Source organism: Methylomonas lenta, assembly GCF_001644015.1.
GTDB classification, from domain to species: domain Bacteria; phylum Pseudomonadota; class Gammaproteobacteria; order Methylococcales; family Methylomonadaceae; genus Methylomonas; species Methylomonas lenta.
In genome coordinates this window covers 48,158-67,730 of sequence record NZ_LUUI01000092.1, presented here as the reverse complement: position 1 = coordinate 67,730, position 19,573 = coordinate 48,158, and the positions used below count along the sequence as shown (strand labels likewise).

Sequence of the window (19,573 nt, the reverse complement as noted above, 5' to 3'; positions counted from 1 at the left end):
CATGGCCTTGGCGGATTCTCGACTGGAAATGCGGGTCAGACCGGCTTCGGTAATAGAAGCCGAGTTGGACGTAGCCATGCTCGGCCATTGTCCCGGCAATGCCCGCTGGGATTTGCTGCTGGAAAACGCCCAAACGGTCAGAGAAATAGCCCGACTGGGTTTTGGCGAGCAGATCGAGGCGTTGATGCAATGTTTCGAGATGGCAAAAAAGCTTGCACAACAGCAGTTTATACCGATAGATCAGGCCGCATTGGAGGTGTATAAGCAATTATCCGCCGACAAACAAGCCCAGCTGGAGCTTTATAATCTGCCGATACCTTTGGTCAGCCTGGCTCATTTTCAGGTGTTATTTCCGCAGGCCGAGCGTCAAGCCACCGCTTACCGCAGCCAACTGGCCGGCAATACGGCTTGGTTACCGGCGGCGATTGCCGATTTCTTCCAGTCTTCGCAGCCAGGCACATTCGCCGATGGCGCTAAAAAACTCTGGTTGCTACGTATTCCGGAAGCAGATGCTCAACAGGGCTTTCTACCCGATCCGCAGGCCGATTATAGCCAGCCGCAAGGCTTGAAGGGGTTTGACCGGGCTATGCTGATTCCTAATTTAGGCGCCATTGCGATGCCCGATCTGGAGCGTTTGCAAATTCCACCGAATTTACTGGATGTCAGACGCATGCGCTTGGTTAATCCTGATCCGGTATTTTTACCCTGCACCCAATCTACTGCCGACGATCATCGCGAACGTCGCCGTAGCGAGGAAATTCCTCATCCCGGCAATCCCTGGACTTTACAGTCTTTGCTGACGCCGATACTGACAAGCTTAAAAAAACGCCGGCCGGATCTGCAGTGTTTATTCAGCTTACCGTTAGAGCAAGTCAGCGAAGGCAGTTTGCCGACTGTAGCAAACGAAGCCAAACAGGCGATTGCACAGGCCAGAACCAGTGAAAATGCCGGCCTGCATGCCATACAGTTTTTGTTCCCGTATTTAAGCAATAAAGACAGAGCCTTATCCAGTCCGGTGGGCTTGATTGCCGGCGCCATGGTGGAAACCAGTCAGCGCTTGGGTCCCTGGCGCTCGATAGCCGGACGGCCCTTGCCGGGTATGTGGCAACTCTATCCACCGGTGCCCAGTCAACAAGTGCTTGCCTTACGAGAACAACCGGGCGTTGGCGTTTTGCTGTCGTATAAAGGCCGGCTGGAACTGGATGACGAGCGCCGCGCCGCGCCGGTTGTCGGCGTTAATGGCTTTTTAAATCGCAAACTTTCGACTGCTCAGCTGGAAGGTTATCAATCCGGTGAAGTAGCGCGTTTTTTGGGCTGGTTACAACGTCAATTAATCCGCTTGGGCGAAAGTTGGTTGTTCAATAGCGATGTGCGCGATCCACTGGGCAAAGCCCAATTGACGCAATTTTTTACCCGCTTACATAAAGCCGGTGCCTTACGTGGTGCTTTAGCGGAACAGGCCTTTTCGATAACTGCCACCCACGATAACGAAAGCACAGTGATTTATGAAATCGAGCTGGCGCCGGTGTTTCCAATAGACCGTATCATTTTAAATTTCAGTCATAACTTGGGCAGTAACAGCAGTCAATGGCAACTGGACATCAAAAATGGCTGAATTCATCCCGTTTCGTTTTCATGTGCAATTAAGTCTGCCGCAATCGGCCGGCGGCGGTTTGGTTTGCAATGGCGCATTCAGTGAAGTCAGCGGCCTGGAAGCCAGCATGACGCCGAAAACTCTGAAAGAAGGCGGTCGCAACTGGGGCGAAGTGCAACTTGCCGGTCCGACTACCTTTGCTACGGTGGTTTTAAAACGCGGTATTACCGATGCCGAAGGCCTGTGGCGCTTGTTCGATCGTAGTTTTCGACAAAGTTATTATGCCAGTCGCTTGGGTTGCGCCATTCAATTGTTGAATCCAGCCGACCCGGATCAAGCCATCATGGTCTGGACGCTGGATAACGTGTTACCGATCAAATTCAAAGGGCCTGATCTCAACGCCACCGCCAATCAGGTGGCGATAGAAGAACTGCATTTAAACCATGAAGGTTTTGTGCTGGATTGGAATCAACCGTTTCAGGTGGTGCAAAGTGGCTAACAGTAAACTCAGTAAAGCGGTATTGATTCCGCTGGATGCGCAAAATCAGGATGCTACCGAAGAGGCCTGGATTACCGTGCAATTCAATCCTGCTTCATTAAAAGTCACCTTATCGAACACCTTAAAAGATAGTAATAGCGGTAGCGGACAAAGCAAAGCCGCGCAGTTTGTCGATAAAAGCGAATCGACCCTGGCGATTGAATTAGTGTTCGATACCAGCGTGATAGATGCCGAAGATTTAACCGAGACCGATGGCACCCAAACCTTGTTACATGAAGACGTGCGTAAGCAAACTCAGCGTATCGCTACCGAGTTCATGAAGCCGCAGGATGCTGAAAGCAGCCAACCCAAAGCACCCAAGCGTTGCCGGTTTCAATGGGGCAGTTTTTCCTTTATCGGCATGCTCGGCAGTTATAACGAAACCCTGGACTTTTTCTCGCCGGAAGGCGTGCCGCTCAGAGCCACTTTGGCACTGACTTTTAAGCAGGACAACTATCAATTCGACATCATCGATTTGAAAGCCGCTTTACGTCAGCAAGGTCGGCTGGCTGTGGACGGCGAGGGCGTCAGCGCGGTCGATGCCAATCTGGCCGCCAACCGCGATCCCAAACAATGGCGCGATACCGCGATGTATAACGGTATGGATAATCCGCGTTTTAGTGATCAGCAAGGCGTGGTGATGCCACCTAGTGGCGGCATGACCCAAAGCAATACTGGCAGCGGCGCCGGTAATGGTGCTGGTTACAACTATGGTCAATCGGAGACACTGGGTACCCGGATACCTGGTGCGTTTTAAAGCGTAAAGTTAAGGAGATATCTATGCCGGTTTATATCAATGAAGTGATTGCCGAAGTGGTTGAACCCGACAGTAGCGAGCAACTGACTACGCTGCCGTTTGCCGCCAGCAACGAACAGGAAGAGTTATTACTTAGACAACTGCAAATCCTGCAAGAACGGCAGGCACGTTTGTTGGTGGATTGAACATGGCCGAAGCCTTCATCAATGCTCGCCCCAGATTTGTTGTCGATGGACGCGACGACACCGCCATGGCCGAAGCCGTCAAGGATGTGGCTATTCAGCAGCCATTGTCCGGACGCGCGCATGCGGAGGTCAGATTGATCAATTGGGGCAGGGTGGAAGGCGCGGCTGAGCCGGGTTTTGTGTTTCAACAGCTCAGACACGGCGCGGAAATTGCCATCATGCTGGGTGAACAAGAGCAACAAGCTTTATTTACCGGTGACATCACCGCCATAGAAGAACGTTACGGCGATGGTGCGCCGCAATTAGTGTTATTACTGGAAGATAAAATGCATTTACTGGCCCGGCAACGCCATACCCGTCGTTTTGAAGCACAAAGTCTGGATGATGTATTGCGGACTTTGGCTGACGATGCCGGTTTGTCGACAGATATTCAGGTTTCCAGCCAAACCGGTGACTGGCATCAATTTAACGAAAGTAATCTGTCCTTCATGCAGCGCTTGCTGGCACCTTATGACATTGCAGTGCGCTGGCAACAAAGCCAACTCAGAATCAAACCGGAACAGGCCGATAGCAACCCGCAGCGCTTGAGTCCGCAGGATGGCATGGAGTATCTGCGCCTGATTGCCGACCTCAACGGTCAGCCTACAGCGGCGCAGATCAATGGCTACGACCTGTCTGCCGATGAAGCCACTGTAGCCCAAAGCGAAGCCTTGCAACCGCCGCCGCAGGCCACTTCAGGGGCCGATGTGTTAAACGAACTGGGTTGGCCGGGCGAGGGGTATTTCCCACAGCCATTTGCAAAAACCCAAGCCGAAGCCGATAAATGGGCCGTGGGTCAATTCCGCAGCCGGGCGAAATCTTTCTTGGCCGGTGAAGCCGTCTGCACCGGTAACGTGGAGTTTGGTGCTGGACGGGAAATAGAACTGACCGATGTCTCCGAGCGTTTGCGCGGCCGTTATCAAATCGTGCATTGCAGCCATCGCTTCGATAGCAGCCAGGGCTTTAGAAGTTTTTTGAAACTCAACCGTGCCGACTGGAGTGTTTGATATGAAAACACTAGGGCATAGTTTTGGCGCGATGCAAGGCTTACATTTGGCCACGGTAGTGGACAATCAGGACCCGGATAATCGCGGTCGTATAAAAGTACAATGTGCTGTGGGGGCTTTGGAATTATGGGCTGCAGTGCTGACTAACAGCGCCGGGCAGGATTATGGCGTCAGTTTATTGCCCAAAGTCGATGAAAAAGTGGTGCTGGCCTTTATCAGTCCGGAAGTGGCGGTGGTGATGGGGGCGTTGTATTCAGGTGGCGACAGTCATCCGCAGGAAGCCCGCGAGGTGGAGGATGTGTATTGCATACGCACACCCTCGGGTTCGCAGCTTAAATTCGACGATACTGAAGATTCGCAGATCGATATCAAAACCAGCAGCGGCTATCACTTGCAAATCACCGAAGCCGAAGGCGGCAAAGTCTTAATCGAAAAAGGCAGCGAAACCATAGAATTCAGTAATTCGGAAATCAAAATCAACGCCTCGGTTAAAGTCACTATCGAAGCTGCGCAGGTAAAAGTCTCGGCCGGTATGCTGGAAGTGGAAGCCGGCATGAGCAAGTTTTCCGGTGTGGTCAAATGCGACACTTTAATCAGCAACGCGGTGGTTTCCAGTAGCTACACGCCGGGAGCGGGAAATATATGGTAGCCCAACATAAACCCGTGCTGCGGGCGCCGTATTATGCCGATGAGGGCGATGGCTGCCTGATCCATCGCTATCTGGATGAGGATTTCGTTACTCGGCATTTGCAGGCCATGCAACAAGGTACATTACAAGGTAATCGGGGGCAAAACTGGCGTTTCGAAGATCGCTTTGCCGACGACAAAAGCCAGCCCTGGTTGCGCTTGCCGGTACATCGCACATTTTACATGGTGAGTTGCGAGGTGGTGTGCGATACCTTTGCCAGTCCGGCCTTCAATCCGCAAAACATTACTTCAGCCGGATTCGTGGTGCGGCGTCGCGATGGCAGTCGCTGGCTGCAAACCAATGGTGTGGCTCAAGGTTGGCAGGCCGGTAATAATAAAGACGATGACCCGGATCATGTACGGCAATTACGTCGGCAAAAATTGATTCGGCCACGTTTACCCGAGCCTTTGCCCAGCGGCGAAGAAAGCTATCCTTTACACGCGCAATTGATTACGGCCAGCCGTGCCGATGGCCGGCAACGCAAACATACTTTGCTGTATGGCTATTTGCCCTTATCCGGCTCGGTGCAAACCAATGTCATCGAGCAGCGCAGTCGGCAGGATTATTTCGTCGATAGCTTGCCCTGGCCTTTCGGTCGGCAGGATCAGGCTGAAAATTCTGTTCTGGTTTGGCAAGCAGGCGATGGGCATTTAATGACCAATGCCGCTGCCAAACCGGCTTTGGTCAAGCTTATCAATCAATTGGTCAGTCGTTATCAATTACTGGACAGCTCAATAGCCGCCAATAAACCTTTGAATGCCTTATTAAATGACGTGCATTTTTATCGTTTGCCGGATACGGCTCGCTATCAGCAATCGCGACAAAAATTAGCCCTGGTCGGGCAAAATTGTACAGCGGTTGCCGAAGCCTTAAGCCTGTTGCCTATCGGTAATCTGGGCGAGAAAATTCAGGCCTTGGCGATAAAAAGAGCCAGCCAGCCCGGTTTACCCTATCCCAATTTGCTTGAGGCTGATGATTTTGCTGCCGACCGCTTGGCTGCGGATACCGTGCAAGCCTTGCAATGGTTGGCAGGGGTATCGACATTAACCCAACAAATTCGCGCTCAGGCAGCAGCTAATCCAGCCGTGTTTGCCTTACAAGCCGCTATCAGTGCTGCCGATGCCAGTTTAAGGTCCTTACAAAGTTATTTGTCCAATATTGATAACTTTAAATTGCAAAGTCTGCAAACCTATCTGGATACCAACAAAACTCAGTTATTAGCCAAAGCCAGTATTGACGAGGAGCAGGCGGATATTTTGCTTAATCTGGAAGCAGACTGGCATTTATTTATCAACGAACAACAGGCAATGACGCTAAGAGAGCACCTGTTCGAGCGCTCGATAAACCATACCCAGGACTATGTAGACAGTTTACAAATTCCACGCTACCAACAAAACCCGGGCGATAGCTATTACATCAAACCCTTTGTTCGGTATCGGGATGACAAAGGCTGCGAACAAATCGTCTGGGGCAGCAACAGCGAAACATTTCGGGTGGCGGCACCGTTTGATCCGGAGGCCAGCCGGCCGCAAGCCATACAAATGCCGAAATTGTCCGATTTAAAACGCGGCTTGGCCAAAGGTGCCACCTTTGTCGCCCCCAAGGATTTGGCGGCAACCTTAAAAAAAATCGGTCTGGAAATGCCGCCGACAGAAAAAAGCGGTAACAGTTTTGGTTTGGAATGGATTATCAGCTTTAGCCTGCCGGTGATTACCATCTGCGCCATGTTGCTGTTGATGATAGTGTTGAATCTGCTGAATTTGTTTTTTCAATGGCTGCCTTATGCCATAACTTTGATTCCCAAACCCAAATGAACAGTCGCTTATCGCCCTTATTGAGCTGGCCGTTGGAGATTGAATTGGAAAACGGTCAATTACGTTATGCCGAGGATAATCCCAGCATTCGGCAGGTGATCTGGAACATCCTGGCCACCCGTCCCGGCGAACGTCTGATGCGACCTGATTTTGGTGCCGGTTTGTATAACTATATTCATCAGCCCAATAACGAAACCACCCGCAATCTGATCAAAGATGCTGTGTTTCGCAGCGTGACCCGTTGGGAACCGCGGGTGGAACTGACCAGTGTGCAAGTGTTACCCGATAGGGAACAGATTAGCGTCGTCAACGTCAGCATACATTATCGGATTCGGCAAAATGGCGGTTCCGGGCAGTTGGATTTGAGCCTGCAACTGGGTAGCGGCAGATGAAATATTTTTCGGCAGCGTAAATACGAAGGTGACTATGAAACCCATGATCAATCTTGATGACCGCCGCTTCGATGACTTGGTAGAAGAAGCCAAGGCGCGCTTGTTGAACAGTCTGCCGGAGTTGACTCAAATCGTGCCGGGCGACCCAGTGCATGCTTTAGTGGATGTGTTTGCCTGGTTGACCGAAACCATTTTGTATCGGGCCAATTTAATCCCGGAACGCCAGCGCCAGGCATTTTTAAATTTATTGCAAATCCCGCGTCGGCCTGCAACGCCGGCCCGTGGCCTGGTGTGTATCGATGCCACTCGCAAGCGCACGCCCAATCTGGCCGCCATCATTCCCGCCGAAAGCCATTTTCCGGCTGCCGGGCAATTATTCAGTAGCGTCGGAGATCTGCAACCCACGCCTTTATTGCTGGATATCGTCTGTAAAGAAAGCATCAGCGATCAACAGCTGGCGGAAATGGGCATTACCCCGGAACAGCTGCGCTTGACTTCACCTGCCGGTAAAGCGGCGATTGCCTTTAGGCCACGGCATCTTTTGCCGGGGCGGGACAATTTGGTCTTGGCGACTAGCGTCGATAAGGCTTTGTATTTAGGTTTCAGCATCCCGTTGGCATTGGTGGGGCAAAAAACTGAATTACGCAAAAATCTGGCCGGTATTACGTTAAATATTGGTATTGCGCCTGCAGACGATCTGCTGGCCGAACAGGAAAGCCAACCCTTGCCGCGTAACTTGCTCTGGGAGCTGGCCTGGCAACAATCTGGTGTAGTGGATTTTGATTATCTGCCGTTAGAACAATTGGCCGATAGTTCCAACGGTGCCCGCAAGGCCGGTGTGGTGCGTTTACGCTTACCTAAAGATGTTAGTTTATTAACCCCGCATTTACCTGACGACCCAGCCAATGCCGGCTTGCGCAACAGCCCGCCGGAACAACCCGGCTCGACTAAACCCGAACAAATGCTGTTTTGGTTGCGTTTGCGTTGTCCTGAGCAAGCTGATCTGAGTTTGGCGTATTTGGCTGTCAATGTAGTGGATCTAATCGGTCAAGGTGTAGAAAGAGATCTGATGCTGGGGTTGGCCAGCGGACAGCCGGATCAGGAACTGACCTTTCCACAGCAAAATATCGATGCCGAATCCTTGCAAATCGATGTAGAGGAAAATGCACAATTTATCCCCTGGCGGCGAGTGGATCATTTCGGCGCTGCCAATGCCGACGATCGGGTCTATATGCTGGATGCAGCGGAAGGCAGGTTGCGGTTTGGCGACGGTTATCGCGGCAAGTTGCCGGCCCGCGGCAAACGCGTCAGAGCGGCTTATTATCGGTATGGCGGCGGTGTAGCGGGTAACTTACCTGGCAATAGTATTAAGGTATTGGAAAATGCCGCAGCCGGATTGCAAGTGCGGCAGGACTGGCCTACCACGGGTGGTATCGATGCCGAATCCGTGTCGCAGATGGAACAACGCATCTCAGCATTTTTAAGTCATCGCAACCGGGCCGTAACCCGGGATGATTTTACCCGGCTGGCTTTGGATAATCCGGTTAATCCGGTAGCAAAAGCCGAGTTAATTACCGGCTTTTTACCGGGGTCCAGCTTGGCCACCGCCCGTTTTAATGTGCCGGGTGTGATCAGTATTTTCGTGTTGCCGCCTGCCGAAATGGCGATCGCGGCCTTTCCTAGAACCAGCGTTGGCTTATTGAAAGATGTATACGGCTATTTAAGTCAGCGCAGTTTGCTAGGTACCGAATTATATGTATTGAGTCCGGAGTATCTGCCGGTGGCTATTTCTGTATCAGTATTGGAACAAGATCCGCAAACCCGGCAGCAGGTGTATAAGGCTGTGGAACAAAGTCTGTTGCAGTTTTTGTGGCCGTTAGCGCCGGGGGGCAGACTAAAACAGGGCTGGCCGTTAGGGCAGGCTGTGGATGTGAATGAATTACGCACCGTTGCCGGCCGGGTAAGCGGCGTGCAATCGATAGGTGCAGTGCAGTTGTATGTGCAAAATAGCGATAAACAATGGCTGACGCTGACTGAAGGTCAAAGCCTGAGTTTGCAGCCCTGGCAATTGCCGGAGTTACAAGCCATTAGCGTGCAAGCCGATAATCGCGGTGAAACACCGCTGCCGCCCAGTATCGTCAGCGGCGCGGCGGAACGGGAAACCATAAAAGACTGGATTCCCACCCCTGTGATTCCGGATATTTGTTAGCCATATGGACAGCAATCGCAGCTCCTTTTTAGTCCTCAAACAAGCCAGTGATTTTGTCACTCGCTCGTTAAAGTTTGTTTGGGATGGCCAGCAGCAGGTGTTTCGGCTGGAACAACAGCAAGCGCATTTTTTCCCTGAAATCACAGCCGAAAACGCTTTACTTGCCTGGCAAAATGCTCCTGCACGGGTAATTGATAATTATGGCCAGATCGGTGCTATCAGCCCGGATGGCAAGCATTTTTTAGTCAAAGCCGATTGGCAAAGCCCTGATTGGCATGCCATGTTAGCCAACAGCGAAAGGCCGGATGCGCAAAGTATCGCCGATTTGAGCTTAGCACCGGTTGTCGCTCCCGATTTTAGTAATTTTGTTGATTTACATATTGGTGGCGGCAGTCTGGCAGCTTTGGCGGTCAGCGGGGCTGAAAACGTTTTAATGCTGGTGGATTTACAACGCCGCTGGCAACAAACCTGTGCGCTGGATTTCGTCCCGCAGCGTCTATGTGTGGATAATCTGCGCCGGGTTTGGTTGGCTGGACAGTATACGGATACAGACGGTAATCAACAGTCGGCTTTAGGTTTGGCCCAAGGCGAGCCCTTACCGCAGACTTACCATCCACCGGCCTTAGAGTTTTATCCGCAAATTAGCAACCCGCATGCTTTGCAGCAACAATGGCGGCAGGACGTAGGGTTTTATGACGGTTTGCTGGCTATCTGCGCCGATGCCGAGTTTTTATATCTGCTAGTGTATGAAAAATTGCCGACAACCTATCGCCAGCACCTGCTGATACGGGCCTTAAGCGAGGATGTCGGGCAAGCGCTGATCGATATTTTGCTGCCGGAGGAACTACCGTTTGCGATCGATTGTTCGTTAGTGGCGCCGGATAGGCTGGCATTACTGGTCGCTACACCGGTAGGCAGCGAGCGTCAGCAATGGGACTGTCCGGTGGTAATCTTGGATAAACAGCAAGCTTCGGCTCGCTTGAGCGGTGAGCGTTATCGTATGCTGTCCTTGCAATCAGCAAGATTTATGGTGGGTTTGGATGGTAAAACCCGCTATCAATCCCAGCAAGGACCGCTGCCTCTATTAGCTTTGCCGCAGGCGCGTTTCCCACGCAATGGAGTGTGCGTTTTGGACAAAGCCCTGGATGCCGGCACTCCGGATGTACTCTGGCATCGTTTGTATCTGGAAGCTTGTATACCGGCCGGCTGCGCCTTACAGGTGTTTGCCCGCGCTTACGATGACCCGGACGGCAAATCGCAAGCCGATTGGCAGCTGCAAGCGGAGCCATTATGGTTACCCATGGCCTCCGAGCTGCCGTTTTATGCAGGCTGGAAAACCCCGCTTAAACCTTATCAGGGTTTGTATCAGATTTTATTACAACGTCAAGCCGGCGCCTCGCGAGAACTGCGCGGACGGTTTTTACAGCTAAAACTGCAAATGCAGGGCGATGGTCGGCATAGTCCGGCGATACACAGTATGCGGGCTTATATCCCGCGTTTTTCCTGGCAACAACAGTATTTGCCCAGTCATTTTCACCAAAATCAGCAGCCTTTGACTGGCGATCAGCGGCCGGCGAACAGTGCCGATTTTCGTGAGCGTTTGCTGGCCGGCTTTGAAGGCATGTTGACGCCTATCGAAGATCGCATCGCCGCTAGCGAATTGCTGGTCGATCCGCAATCCGCGCCGTATTCTCAGATCCCCGGATTGGCAAATATGCTGGGGGTGGATTTGCCCGCGCATTGGCCGCAGCAACGCCAGCGCGATTGGCTGACGTTTAGCGGACAGCTGCAACGCCAACGCGGCAGCATGGCCGGTCTGTGTCTGGCCTTGGATATCGCCACCGATGGCGGGGTCAGTCGCGGCCAGGTGATTCCGGTTGAACATTTTCGTTTGCGTCGCACTCTGGCTACCATTTTGGGACTGGATTTAAGCGATGAACAACATCCTTTAACGCTCGGCACCGGCCAAAGCGGTAACAGCATCGTCGGTGATAGTCTGATTTTAAGCGCGGAAAACGCCCGTGAATTTCTGGCGCTGCTGGCGCCGGATTTGATCAAAGACAATGCCGACGATCAACGCATTGTTGCCGAATTTTTCGATCGTTACAGTCACCGCGTGTCGGTGATTCTGCACGGCCCGGCTGCGCAACAGCAGACAACTGTCAGGCAAATATTGCAGCAACAATTGCCGGCGCATTTACAGTGGGCTATCAAGACCAGTGATTATGCCTTTGTGCCCGGTTTATCGCCGCTGCTGCAAATCGACAGTTATTTGCAACGTACCCCGGCCTGGAAAAAGCTGATATTGAATCGTATTCATCTGGGCCGCGACAGCTTGTTGCAAAACGCCATTGCCTTGGCACCGGAACTGGCAACCGCCCCCGTATCATCAGGAGAGTGACATGACAGCAATGCAAGACCAGAGTCTGATCAGCGACGGCAAATTCGAACAGCCTTTGAAGCGAGTAGTGTTCGAGCCGGGCATGTTGCTGGGGGTGGAAGCGACGACTAGCGAACAGGATTATCATCGCCGCCGCCTGGTCCGACATCAATACTGGCTGCACGGTTACGGTACGGTGACCGGATTGGTAGTGAGTCTGCAGGCCGAAGAACCGGAAAATATCGATCAACATATTTTGACCAAACTCATAGTGTCGCCCGGCATTGCTATAGACGGTCTGGGGCGTGAGGTGAGTTCGTATGAACCTTACTGCATCAATTTACAAGACTGGCTGGAAGCGCATAGCGATAAAGACCGTATCTGGCAGGTTGCCAATGGTGGCTTTGATGGCTCGGATAACAGTTTGTGGTTAAAAATCTGCTTTCGTTATCAAGAACAACCTAGCGGTTTGCAGCCGGTGATGGCGACGCAGATAAATGCCGGTACCGATCCGGTGCAACCCAGTCGCTTGAAGGATTGCCTATTACTGGAATTGATTCCGGAAAAACCCTTATTCGAGGATGCGGCTTTTGCCCCCTGGGGACCACCGGCTTATCTGGACCCGTTACAAGGCGGTCATGTCCATGGACAGGTGCCGGCTGTTCCATCTGCGCCATTAAATCCGGTGGAACAAACCTATTTGACGGCGCAAGACAATGCCGAAGGCTTGTTGAGCTTGAATGCCGCCATGCTGCATGCTTTGGGCACCGATAAAAACGCTTTGCAGATGCAGGCCACTGAAGCTGAGGCTGCGCGTACCTTGCTGGCGCGGATTCGCATACAGCTAAACCCGGATCGCAAAGTGGTGAGTAATCCGCAACGCATGCAAATCAATAATTTGCTCAGACCTTTCGTCACCACGCCGCAGCAGCTACTTAGCCTGCATCGGTCTGTAGCCCCTTAATCAAAGGAGAATGACATGTCTCATGCCATCGGATTTCAGCCTTTCGTGATCCCGGAAATCAGTCAGGAAGGCTTGCGTAAGAGCAGCCTGGATCCTTTTTTATCCCGCAGCAATTATTTTGACGGTCGTTTATTAAAAGCTTCGGATTTAACCCGCGATCAGCAGTATCTTGACGAGCGTCTATTACAAACCGGGCGGGTGCTGGGCGCAGGCGTGGTTAAAGGCTTAACAGCCGAATTAAGCACCGATCAGCAAATAACCGTCAGTCCCGGCTTGGCTATCACAGCTTCCGGGCGGGTATTGGAGGCGGTTAACAGGCTAAAAGTTGATTTGACCGAACGCGCCACTATCGCCACTCTCAATCAACCGCCGCTACGTTATTTCAATCGCGGTTTGTATGCCGTGGTGTTGCAATATAGCGAAAAAGGCGTCGGTATCGCCGAAACCTACCCGGAAGACATAGGCAAAACCACAGAGCCGCGTATCAATAGCTATGAAGAAGGCGTGGAACTGGTATTGCTGCCTTTAAGTGTAACTTTTCCATCCGGTGGCGAATTAAGCACGCGGGCGGCTTTGGCTGGCCAATTTTTCAGCCAGATAGCACCCTTGCCAGAAATTCCTGACGATGGCGTAGCTTTAGGTTTATTGGCTATCGATAAGAATATCGGACTATGGCTGGATAGATCTTTGTTATATCGGCCAGCCGGGATTCATTTGCAAAGCAATGCCTTTCAGCAACTATTGGCCGCGCATTATGAGGAATTATTAGAGGATGTGCTGACCACCCGCAACTGGTCATCGTTGAATAAAACCTTTACCGCCCAGCAGTATTTTCAATGGCTGCCGCCGGTGGGTTCCTTGCCAAAACAAGCGGTCGATCCACAGGCAGGCTTGCAAAGTTATTTCCCGGAAAGCTTCAATGTCAGCATTATGCCGGTACGGCAGGAAGATTTGCCGGTGCTGGAACAGGAAGCCATGCAACAAGAAGTGATTGATCTCAGACAAGACAAACAGGTTGGGATCATGATACTGGCGCCGCTGGCCGATGATGATTTTAATTTTTACGCCCGCCGCCTGGAAACACCGACGGCAGTGGTCGAGAACGAGCCTTTTGCCTTATCTGCCCGTTTATTACCGACATTGTTGCCGTTGTCTTTAAGTGTCAGACCCGTGCGACGCCTGCAGCCCGATACTGTTCAACCCGATTATTGGCGTAATTTGTGGGACAGGGTAGGCGATAAGCCTTTGCGTTATCTGCGACGTCCGGCGCGTATTGCCGAAAATCATGTCAGTACCGTGGTATTGGCGCGCGGATTTGAGTTGCCGGATGCATTGCCCGCCACCAATACCGAATTGGAACAACTGAATCAACGTTTATTACTTGCCGAGCAAGCTCGTAACACCCTGCAAGCGCAGCTACAAACCAGCAATCAGCAATTGAGCAACGCCAAGCAAGAATATGCCCAGCTAAAAGCCGACTATGAAAACCTGTTAAACACTGGCGGTCAAAGCCCCGGTACTGGGTTGGCGGCACAAATTGAGGCACGCGGTATACGCGATAAAAACACGCTGTCAGCCGCGCGTAAATATTTGGATCAAATATCCAGTCAACCCAAAATACAGGATTTGACCGGTCGGGTATTGGCGTTGTTGGATGGTGTTTATGATCGGGCTTTCTGGCCGAGTTTGTTGCAAAGTGTCGAAGCCGGTAATGTACAAAAATTGTTATTAAACCTGCTGGAAACCTTACAAGCCGGGAAATTGGCACATGAGTTTATGCTGGATGCCGGGGCGGATTTTGGTCTAAAAGACGATAGCTTGCAGCTATGGAAACGTACCGCCGAGTTTTTGGGAGCCTAGACGATGAGCAAGCAAACGATTCGTTTACATCAACCCACGCCTGGCAACGGGCTGGCACTTGATCCGCTGCAGCAGCGCGGCAGATTACGGTTAAATTTGTTTGCCGGTCGCAGCCTGGGCGAGCGCGAATTCGACATCCTGCAAAGCTATACCGAGCAGCGTGTCGCGCCGCTGTTATCTGCTCACGCACCGGGAATCGTGCAGGGATTTGAAGTGGCGGCCAGCGAAGTGCCCTTGAAAGATAGCGAAGCCAGCGACTGGTTGTTTCGGGTGCGCCCCGGTCTGGCTGTTGGTGGTGACGGCAAAATCATCAATATGATTTTTCCGCTGGATCAATACTGGCAGGATCAAAAAACCGATTATCTTGACCGTCGCAGCCGAACCCTGGAACCCATCAGTAAAATCCACGGCATCTATTTTTTAACCGCCAGACGCGAACTGGAAGCGGTGGATAAATCCGGCAATTTTGCTGCCTGCGTGCGCGATGAACTGGATTTGCTGCGCGATGCCCGCATCGAAACCGTCACCCGCCTCAGTTTACAAGCGATTTTGGAGACCGACGCGGCGGTCGCCGCTGCCAAAGCCGATAAAGAGCTAACTATTAATCGGCTATTGGCAGAACATTTGCAAACAGACTGGTTTGGCACAGACGGCGCGGTGCCGATAGGCATGCTGGCGGTGGAAAACGATAATATTCTCTGGTTCGATGCGGTAGCCGGGCGTTTTCCGGCCAAAGCCGATGCCAATTACTGGACTTTTCTGACTCATACCAGTCAAGCCATACAACAGCATTTTAACGGCTGGTTGCTGGCCGATGCCGCCGACAGACTAAGCATTATCGACAGCTTTAAACTGGCTTATCTACCCGCCGCCGGCGTGTTGCCAAGCTTGTTTGTGGATGATGTCGCCAGCTTGCCCAAACTGCACTGGTTTCCGCCGCATTTGCAGCTGGAGATGGCGCCAATTGCCGAGAGCCAGGTACATGCCGTCATCGAACGTGAATTGCCGCGCAGTGCTATAGACCTGGAAAAAATCACCGGCGATCGCATACGCTTGTTATTGGCGGTGAAGGATGTCGATTATCGGGCCGATCTGCTGGATTTGCCGTTAGCTGACCGGCAAATGGAACAGGATTTGTATCGTTATGGCCAACGCGCACATAACAGCTGGAAAGACTGGATTGTGCAATACGACAGCTTATTCAACAATCTGCAGCAACAGGATTTTCTGTCTACCGAAGGTAAACGGCTATTCGGCAGTATCCCGGAAAAAATCGATACCGAAGCCGAAGGCCAGCCCATCTTGCCCGAATTGTTTTTTAGCCGCTTGATCGATTCCAGTCGAACATGGCAAACGGCGGCAAACGGCATCAACCCCAATTTGCCGGCACCTTATACCGATAGCATACCGGCCCAACCTGCTGATCAGGAATTCGATTGGAGCCTGCCGCCTGCAAGCGAAACTAATGGTTTGCTGAAACAGTATCTGGATACCAGTGTAGCTATCGATAACACTGAACAGTTGATCGACGATCTAACCGATTTGCTGGCTTTATATAGCGATATGCAGCGCAGCCAACGTCAGCAAATCGATCATGTCAGTCTGTCGTTTACCCGTCTGGCTGGTGGTGTGCCGGGCGATGGCAGCGGTTTGGCAGTGGCGCGCTGGATGCCCGACATAAAATTTGCCACCAAAAAAGCACCCGAACAATAGAGGACTTTGCCATGGCCAACAAAATAGTGTTCAACCAGGATGTGCTAACAGAAGTGGCTAGTTTTGAGGCGCCAAAGACTACTGCATTACAAAACCAACCGCTGGCCCTTAGTCTGGAAATGCAGGCGCAGAACAACGTATTTCAGACTCAGCAAGCCTTGAATACCGAGGTGATGTTAAGCAGTAACTTTTTGAAGTACGATCTGACCTACAAACCGCCCACCAAGGAAGTCTTTACTGCACCGGAAGCGGATCAACAGGCCTCTATTCAACATATCGATGACCTGAATAGCGTGTTGAGTCGTTTCAACCTCAGCCTGAAAACCTTGCAGGATGACTTGGGGCAGGAAGCAGACGACAGCAATGCCAGTTTGCAGGCCAAAACTAAGGCGTTTTTAAATCAATATAAAGACGATCCGGATGTTGTCAATCTGTTCAAGCAAGAATTGGTAGACGGCCAACTGAAAAGTTATCGGGACATTTTTACCGCCCGCAAAGAAAGTATTACCGCATTAACCGACGATGCCTCCAAGTTGTTTCACAGCGGACGGCTGTTATTAAAAGAAACCCAATCGATTTCCAATCTACATAACCAGTTGCTGTTACTGCAACGTAGCGTATTAAAACGCTTGCTGGCATTACGCGAGAACAAACAACAACTGGCCGTGCAAATTACCGAAGCTCGTCAGCAACTGGATGCCTTAAATCGCAGTCGATTGGAAGACGTCGGTGATTATGCGCTGGCGCAACGCCTGGTTAGCGACGATTGGTGGCAGGTCGAAAATAAATTCCAGCAACGTCGCAGTATTTTGGAAGGCTATTTGGGTTTGTATTATGTGCGGGTGCGGGAAACCGCTGTTGGCAGTTTATTACCTAACACCTTGTCTTTGCGCAGTCAGTCTGCCGGCGATGTGGTGCCGGGTTGTCCTGATTCCGATCGCGAACTGCCGGATGATTTGACTGTGTTTATGGATACTGTTTTGGATATTCCGCTGGCCGATTGGCGCAATTTTCAAAACGATGCCAACTTACTGCCCAGCCGTGTACGGCAAACTCAACTATTCGATCAGCGTCAGCAGCGCTTAAGCAGCAAAGTCAGTCGTAGCTTGTCGACGAATACTCAACAGGGGCGCTTGTTGCCGCTGTTGCAAATCAATAGCCAAATTCTTTCGGTCTTTGCCGGTAAAACCGTGTTGCAAACACTATCCTTGCAACAACAGCTTACTAGTGCGCATAGTATTTTATCGTTGGAAGATGTGTTGAACGGCTCGCGCAGTTTGTTAAGCGGGCGGGCGCAAACCCTGCAAAAACAATTAAGCCAGGCCAGTGTCTGTATGCTGGATTTACTGGCGGGAGTGCAACCCTCGATCCGTTTTCGCTGGGCACAGCTGGTTGAAGATAGGCGCTTACCGATTGAGCAACCCGAACGTTGGCCCAATCTGGCCGATGTGGAAAAAGCCGATTTCAATCGGGTGCGGACACTGGTGGAATTGGTGGAATGGTTTTATCGCCAGTTGTCGGAGACTGCTAGCGACAATAGCCGCAGCGCCATCACCCATTTGCTGAGCGCCTGTGTGTTGATAGCCGCTTCCGACGATCCCGAGCAGATTTTGCATGGCAGTTTACAAACCTTGCCGGGTATATTTCGACCCGGCGAAATCTTGCGTTTAAATTTAAACCGCGAAGCCGCGCCGGGTACTCAATTACAACTTTTGGATGCTCAGCGTCAGGTGGTGGGCATGATGCGTGTTGACGATCATGACCAAAATGGTGCAGTGGCTACGCTGATGCAAATTTATCAACCCATTAGCGTGCGAGAGGGCTTAAGCGTCAGCGGCAAAGTCGCTTTGGGTCGGGCAGTCGTGATGTGAATGCCATTCATATCCAGCAGCTAAAGTTTAAGGGCCGCGAAACCCAGCGTCGCCAGGTTATTAACGATCTGGATAGCGTAGCCTGGCCCTCGGTGTCCGAGCGGGAGTATTTGTTCATCAAAAATTTGCAGGCACAGCAAGCTGCAACACGCTTGGCAGATAGTCTTGCTGAACAAGCCGTTTTCTATCGCGGCACTGCAGTCAATGGCTGGCTGGATAAGGCGGCTACTGAAAATGCGGTGTTCTTTAGCGATTACGCCGAGCTGTTAGCCTGTTTAAGCCGGGATATTTTAAAAAATAATCAGCGCTGGTATTGGCAGCAATGGGATTATTGGTTTGCTCAGCCGGCAGAAACTGCCTTAGTAAGCTGTTGGCAGCAGCATCAGAATTTAATCCCGTCCATTGTGGCGCAGTTAGCGCGACATCAACAATTAAGCTGGTTTTGTCAGCAATTATCCATCGATTTAGCTCAACAATTGTGCCGTGTAGTCTGTCCGCAGCTGGATGTCAGGCTATCCCGGCAAACGCTCAGCCCTGATCAAGCAGGCAGTCTGATTCCTGAACATTGGCTGGCACCCTGGCAACCGGTGTTTAGCGATACGGCCTTGCCTTTAGCCGTCATGCAACTGGCCGGAGTGATTATCCTAAAGCAGTGCCAACCTTTACAATTACTGCAAGACTATGCCTTAACAAGCTTTAATCTCATTTTGGCCCGCTTGATGGCTATTACGACCGGCACCAGCCAAACCAAAATGCTTGCCAAGCAAGCTCAAGCTCAGGAAACGGCAAAAATCTATAGCAGCAAACCAATTCATGACGCAGTTAATCCAATTTCGCAAAACACTGTTGCTGATTCGGTGGTAGGCAAATCAAGTACGCGACAAAACAATCAAGAAACATCAACCCAGCCAGCGCTAATCACCGACGCAAGCGATGCGAATCAAGCTAGCAATAGCGCTATAACGCCGCCCATCACAACTGAACTGCTTAATACGAACATGTCAGAAAGTCGCATCAGGCAGTCGGAACAGATTACTCATTCTGAGGCAGGGTTAGCCGACAGTATTACCCAGCCCTACTGCGTCTTCAGCGGGCAGAGCGGGGTGTTTTATCTACTGAACTTTCTCAATCTGCCGCAGGTGCAAGACAGTTTGCTGACTGATGCTGTCAGTCGGCAGTATCCCTCGGCCTGGGGCTGGTTATGGCAACTGGCTATTGCTTTGGGTTGGCAGCCTGAACCGTCTATGCTTAAGTTGTTTGCATTTTTTTGCGGTTTTGATAATGACAAACAGCTTTTGGAATTACCGGTATTGCCGCAACTAGATGATTTACTGTTATGGGGACGGCAGCGTTATGGCGAGCAATTGTTTAATCAGAATTTATTTGCCATTCAGGCCAGGGTTGAGATCGATGTCTGTCATGTTGACGTGCGCTATGCGTCAGATGCCGTGCGTCTGGATGTGCGGCGCGTGGGGCTGGATCTCGATCCGGGTTGGCTGCCGTGGCTGGGTAAGGTGGTTAAATTTCATTACGGCTCGCTGTCGTTTAACTGAGGCCGGCTT

At 51.5% G+C, this 19,573-nt stretch carries 15 protein-coding genes; all 15 read left to right on the top strand.

Annotation, left to right across the window (positions count from 1 at the left end):
• Nucleotide 1 precedes the first annotated feature (1 nt).
• From A1359_RS08005 to A1359_RS07940, 15 genes are read left to right on the top strand one after another with little or no spacing between them, the layout of a single operon-like run.
• Nucleotides 2–1,615, top strand: coding sequence for a hypothetical protein (locus tag A1359_RS08005; protein WP_066980669.1), 1,614 nt, complete (start codon nucleotides 2–4; stop codon nucleotides 1,613–1,615).
• The gene (locus A1359_RS08000; protein ID WP_066980665.1) at nucleotides 1,608–2,093 is read left to right on the top strand and encodes a phage tail protein; all 486 of its coding nucleotides are present in this window, start codon (nucleotides 1,608–1,610) and stop codon (nucleotides 2,091–2,093) included. The genes A1359_RS08005 and A1359_RS08000 overlap by 8 nt, the downstream gene beginning before the upstream one ends.
• Entirely contained in the window at nucleotides 2,086–2,889 is an 804-nt protein-coding gene (locus tag A1359_RS07995) for a CIS tube protein (protein ID WP_066980662.1), read from the top strand. Before A1359_RS08000 ends, A1359_RS07995 begins: the two co-directional genes overlap by 8 nt.
• 23 nt (nucleotides 2,890–2,912) lie before the next feature.
• Nucleotides 2,913–3,074, top strand: a complete 162-nt coding sequence (locus tag A1359_RS22325) for a hypothetical protein (RefSeq protein WP_157200502.1) — start codon at nucleotides 2,913–2,915, stop codon at nucleotides 3,072–3,074.
• A gap of 2 nt (nucleotides 3,075–3,076) precedes the next feature.
• Entirely contained in the window at nucleotides 3,077–4,120 is a 1,044-nt protein-coding gene (locus A1359_RS07990) for a phage late control D family protein (RefSeq protein ID WP_066980659.1), read from the top strand.
• 1 nt (nucleotide 4,121) lies between these two features.
• A complete protein-coding gene (locus tag A1359_RS07985; RefSeq protein ID WP_066980656.1) occupies nucleotides 4,122–4,769 on the top strand; it encodes a phage baseplate assembly protein V in 648 nt (215 codons plus the stop codon).
• Nucleotides 4,763–6,622 (top strand): hypothetical protein, encoded by a 1,860-nt coding sequence (locus tag A1359_RS07980; protein ID WP_066980653.1) that lies wholly within the window; start codon nucleotides 4,763–4,765, stop codon nucleotides 6,620–6,622. The genes A1359_RS07985 and A1359_RS07980 overlap by 7 nt, the downstream gene beginning before the upstream one ends.
• The gene (locus A1359_RS07975; protein WP_066980650.1) at nucleotides 6,619–7,014 is read left to right on the top strand and encodes a GPW/gp25 family protein; all 396 of its coding nucleotides are present in this window, start codon (nucleotides 6,619–6,621) and stop codon (nucleotides 7,012–7,014) included. The genes A1359_RS07980 and A1359_RS07975 overlap by 4 nt, the downstream gene beginning before the upstream one ends.
• Before the next feature lie 34 nt (nucleotides 7,015–7,048).
• Nucleotides 7,049–9,223 carry a putative baseplate assembly protein gene (locus A1359_RS07970; protein WP_066980647.1) on the top strand — a complete coding sequence of 725 codons (2,175 nt, stop codon included), beginning with the start codon at nucleotides 7,049–7,051 and terminating at the stop codon, nucleotides 9,221–9,223.
• A 4-nt stretch (nucleotides 9,224–9,227) separates the two neighbouring features.
• Nucleotides 9,228–11,624 (top strand): phage tail protein, encoded by a 2,397-nt coding sequence (locus A1359_RS07965; RefSeq protein ID WP_066980645.1) that lies wholly within the window; start codon nucleotides 9,228–9,230, stop codon nucleotides 11,622–11,624.
• A 1-nt stretch (nucleotide 11,625) separates the two neighbouring features.
• On the top strand, nucleotides 11,626–12,567 hold the full coding sequence (locus tag A1359_RS07960; RefSeq protein ID WP_066980642.1) for a hypothetical protein: 942 nt from the start codon (nucleotides 11,626–11,628) through the stop codon (nucleotides 12,565–12,567).
• A gap of 15 nt (nucleotides 12,568–12,582) precedes the next feature.
• Nucleotides 12,583–14,427: a hypothetical protein gene (locus A1359_RS07955; protein WP_066980638.1), complete on the top strand. Its 1,845-nt coding sequence runs from the start codon at nucleotides 12,583–12,585 to the stop codon at nucleotides 14,425–14,427.
• 3 nt (nucleotides 14,428–14,430) lie between these two features.
• Complete coding sequence (locus A1359_RS07950; protein WP_066980635.1) at nucleotides 14,431–16,140, top strand: hypothetical protein; 1,710 nt, start codon at nucleotides 14,431–14,433, stop codon at nucleotides 16,138–16,140.
• Nucleotides 16,141–16,151: 11 nt separating this feature from the next.
• Entirely contained in the window at nucleotides 16,152–18,011 is a 1,860-nt protein-coding gene (locus A1359_RS07945; RefSeq protein WP_066980632.1) for a hypothetical protein, read from the top strand.
• A complete protein-coding gene (locus A1359_RS07940) occupies nucleotides 18,008–19,564 on the top strand; it encodes a hypothetical protein (RefSeq protein WP_066980629.1) in 1,557 nt (518 codons plus the stop codon). The genes A1359_RS07945 and A1359_RS07940 overlap by 4 nt, the downstream gene beginning before the upstream one ends.
• Nucleotides 19,565–19,573: the final 9 nt, after the last annotated feature.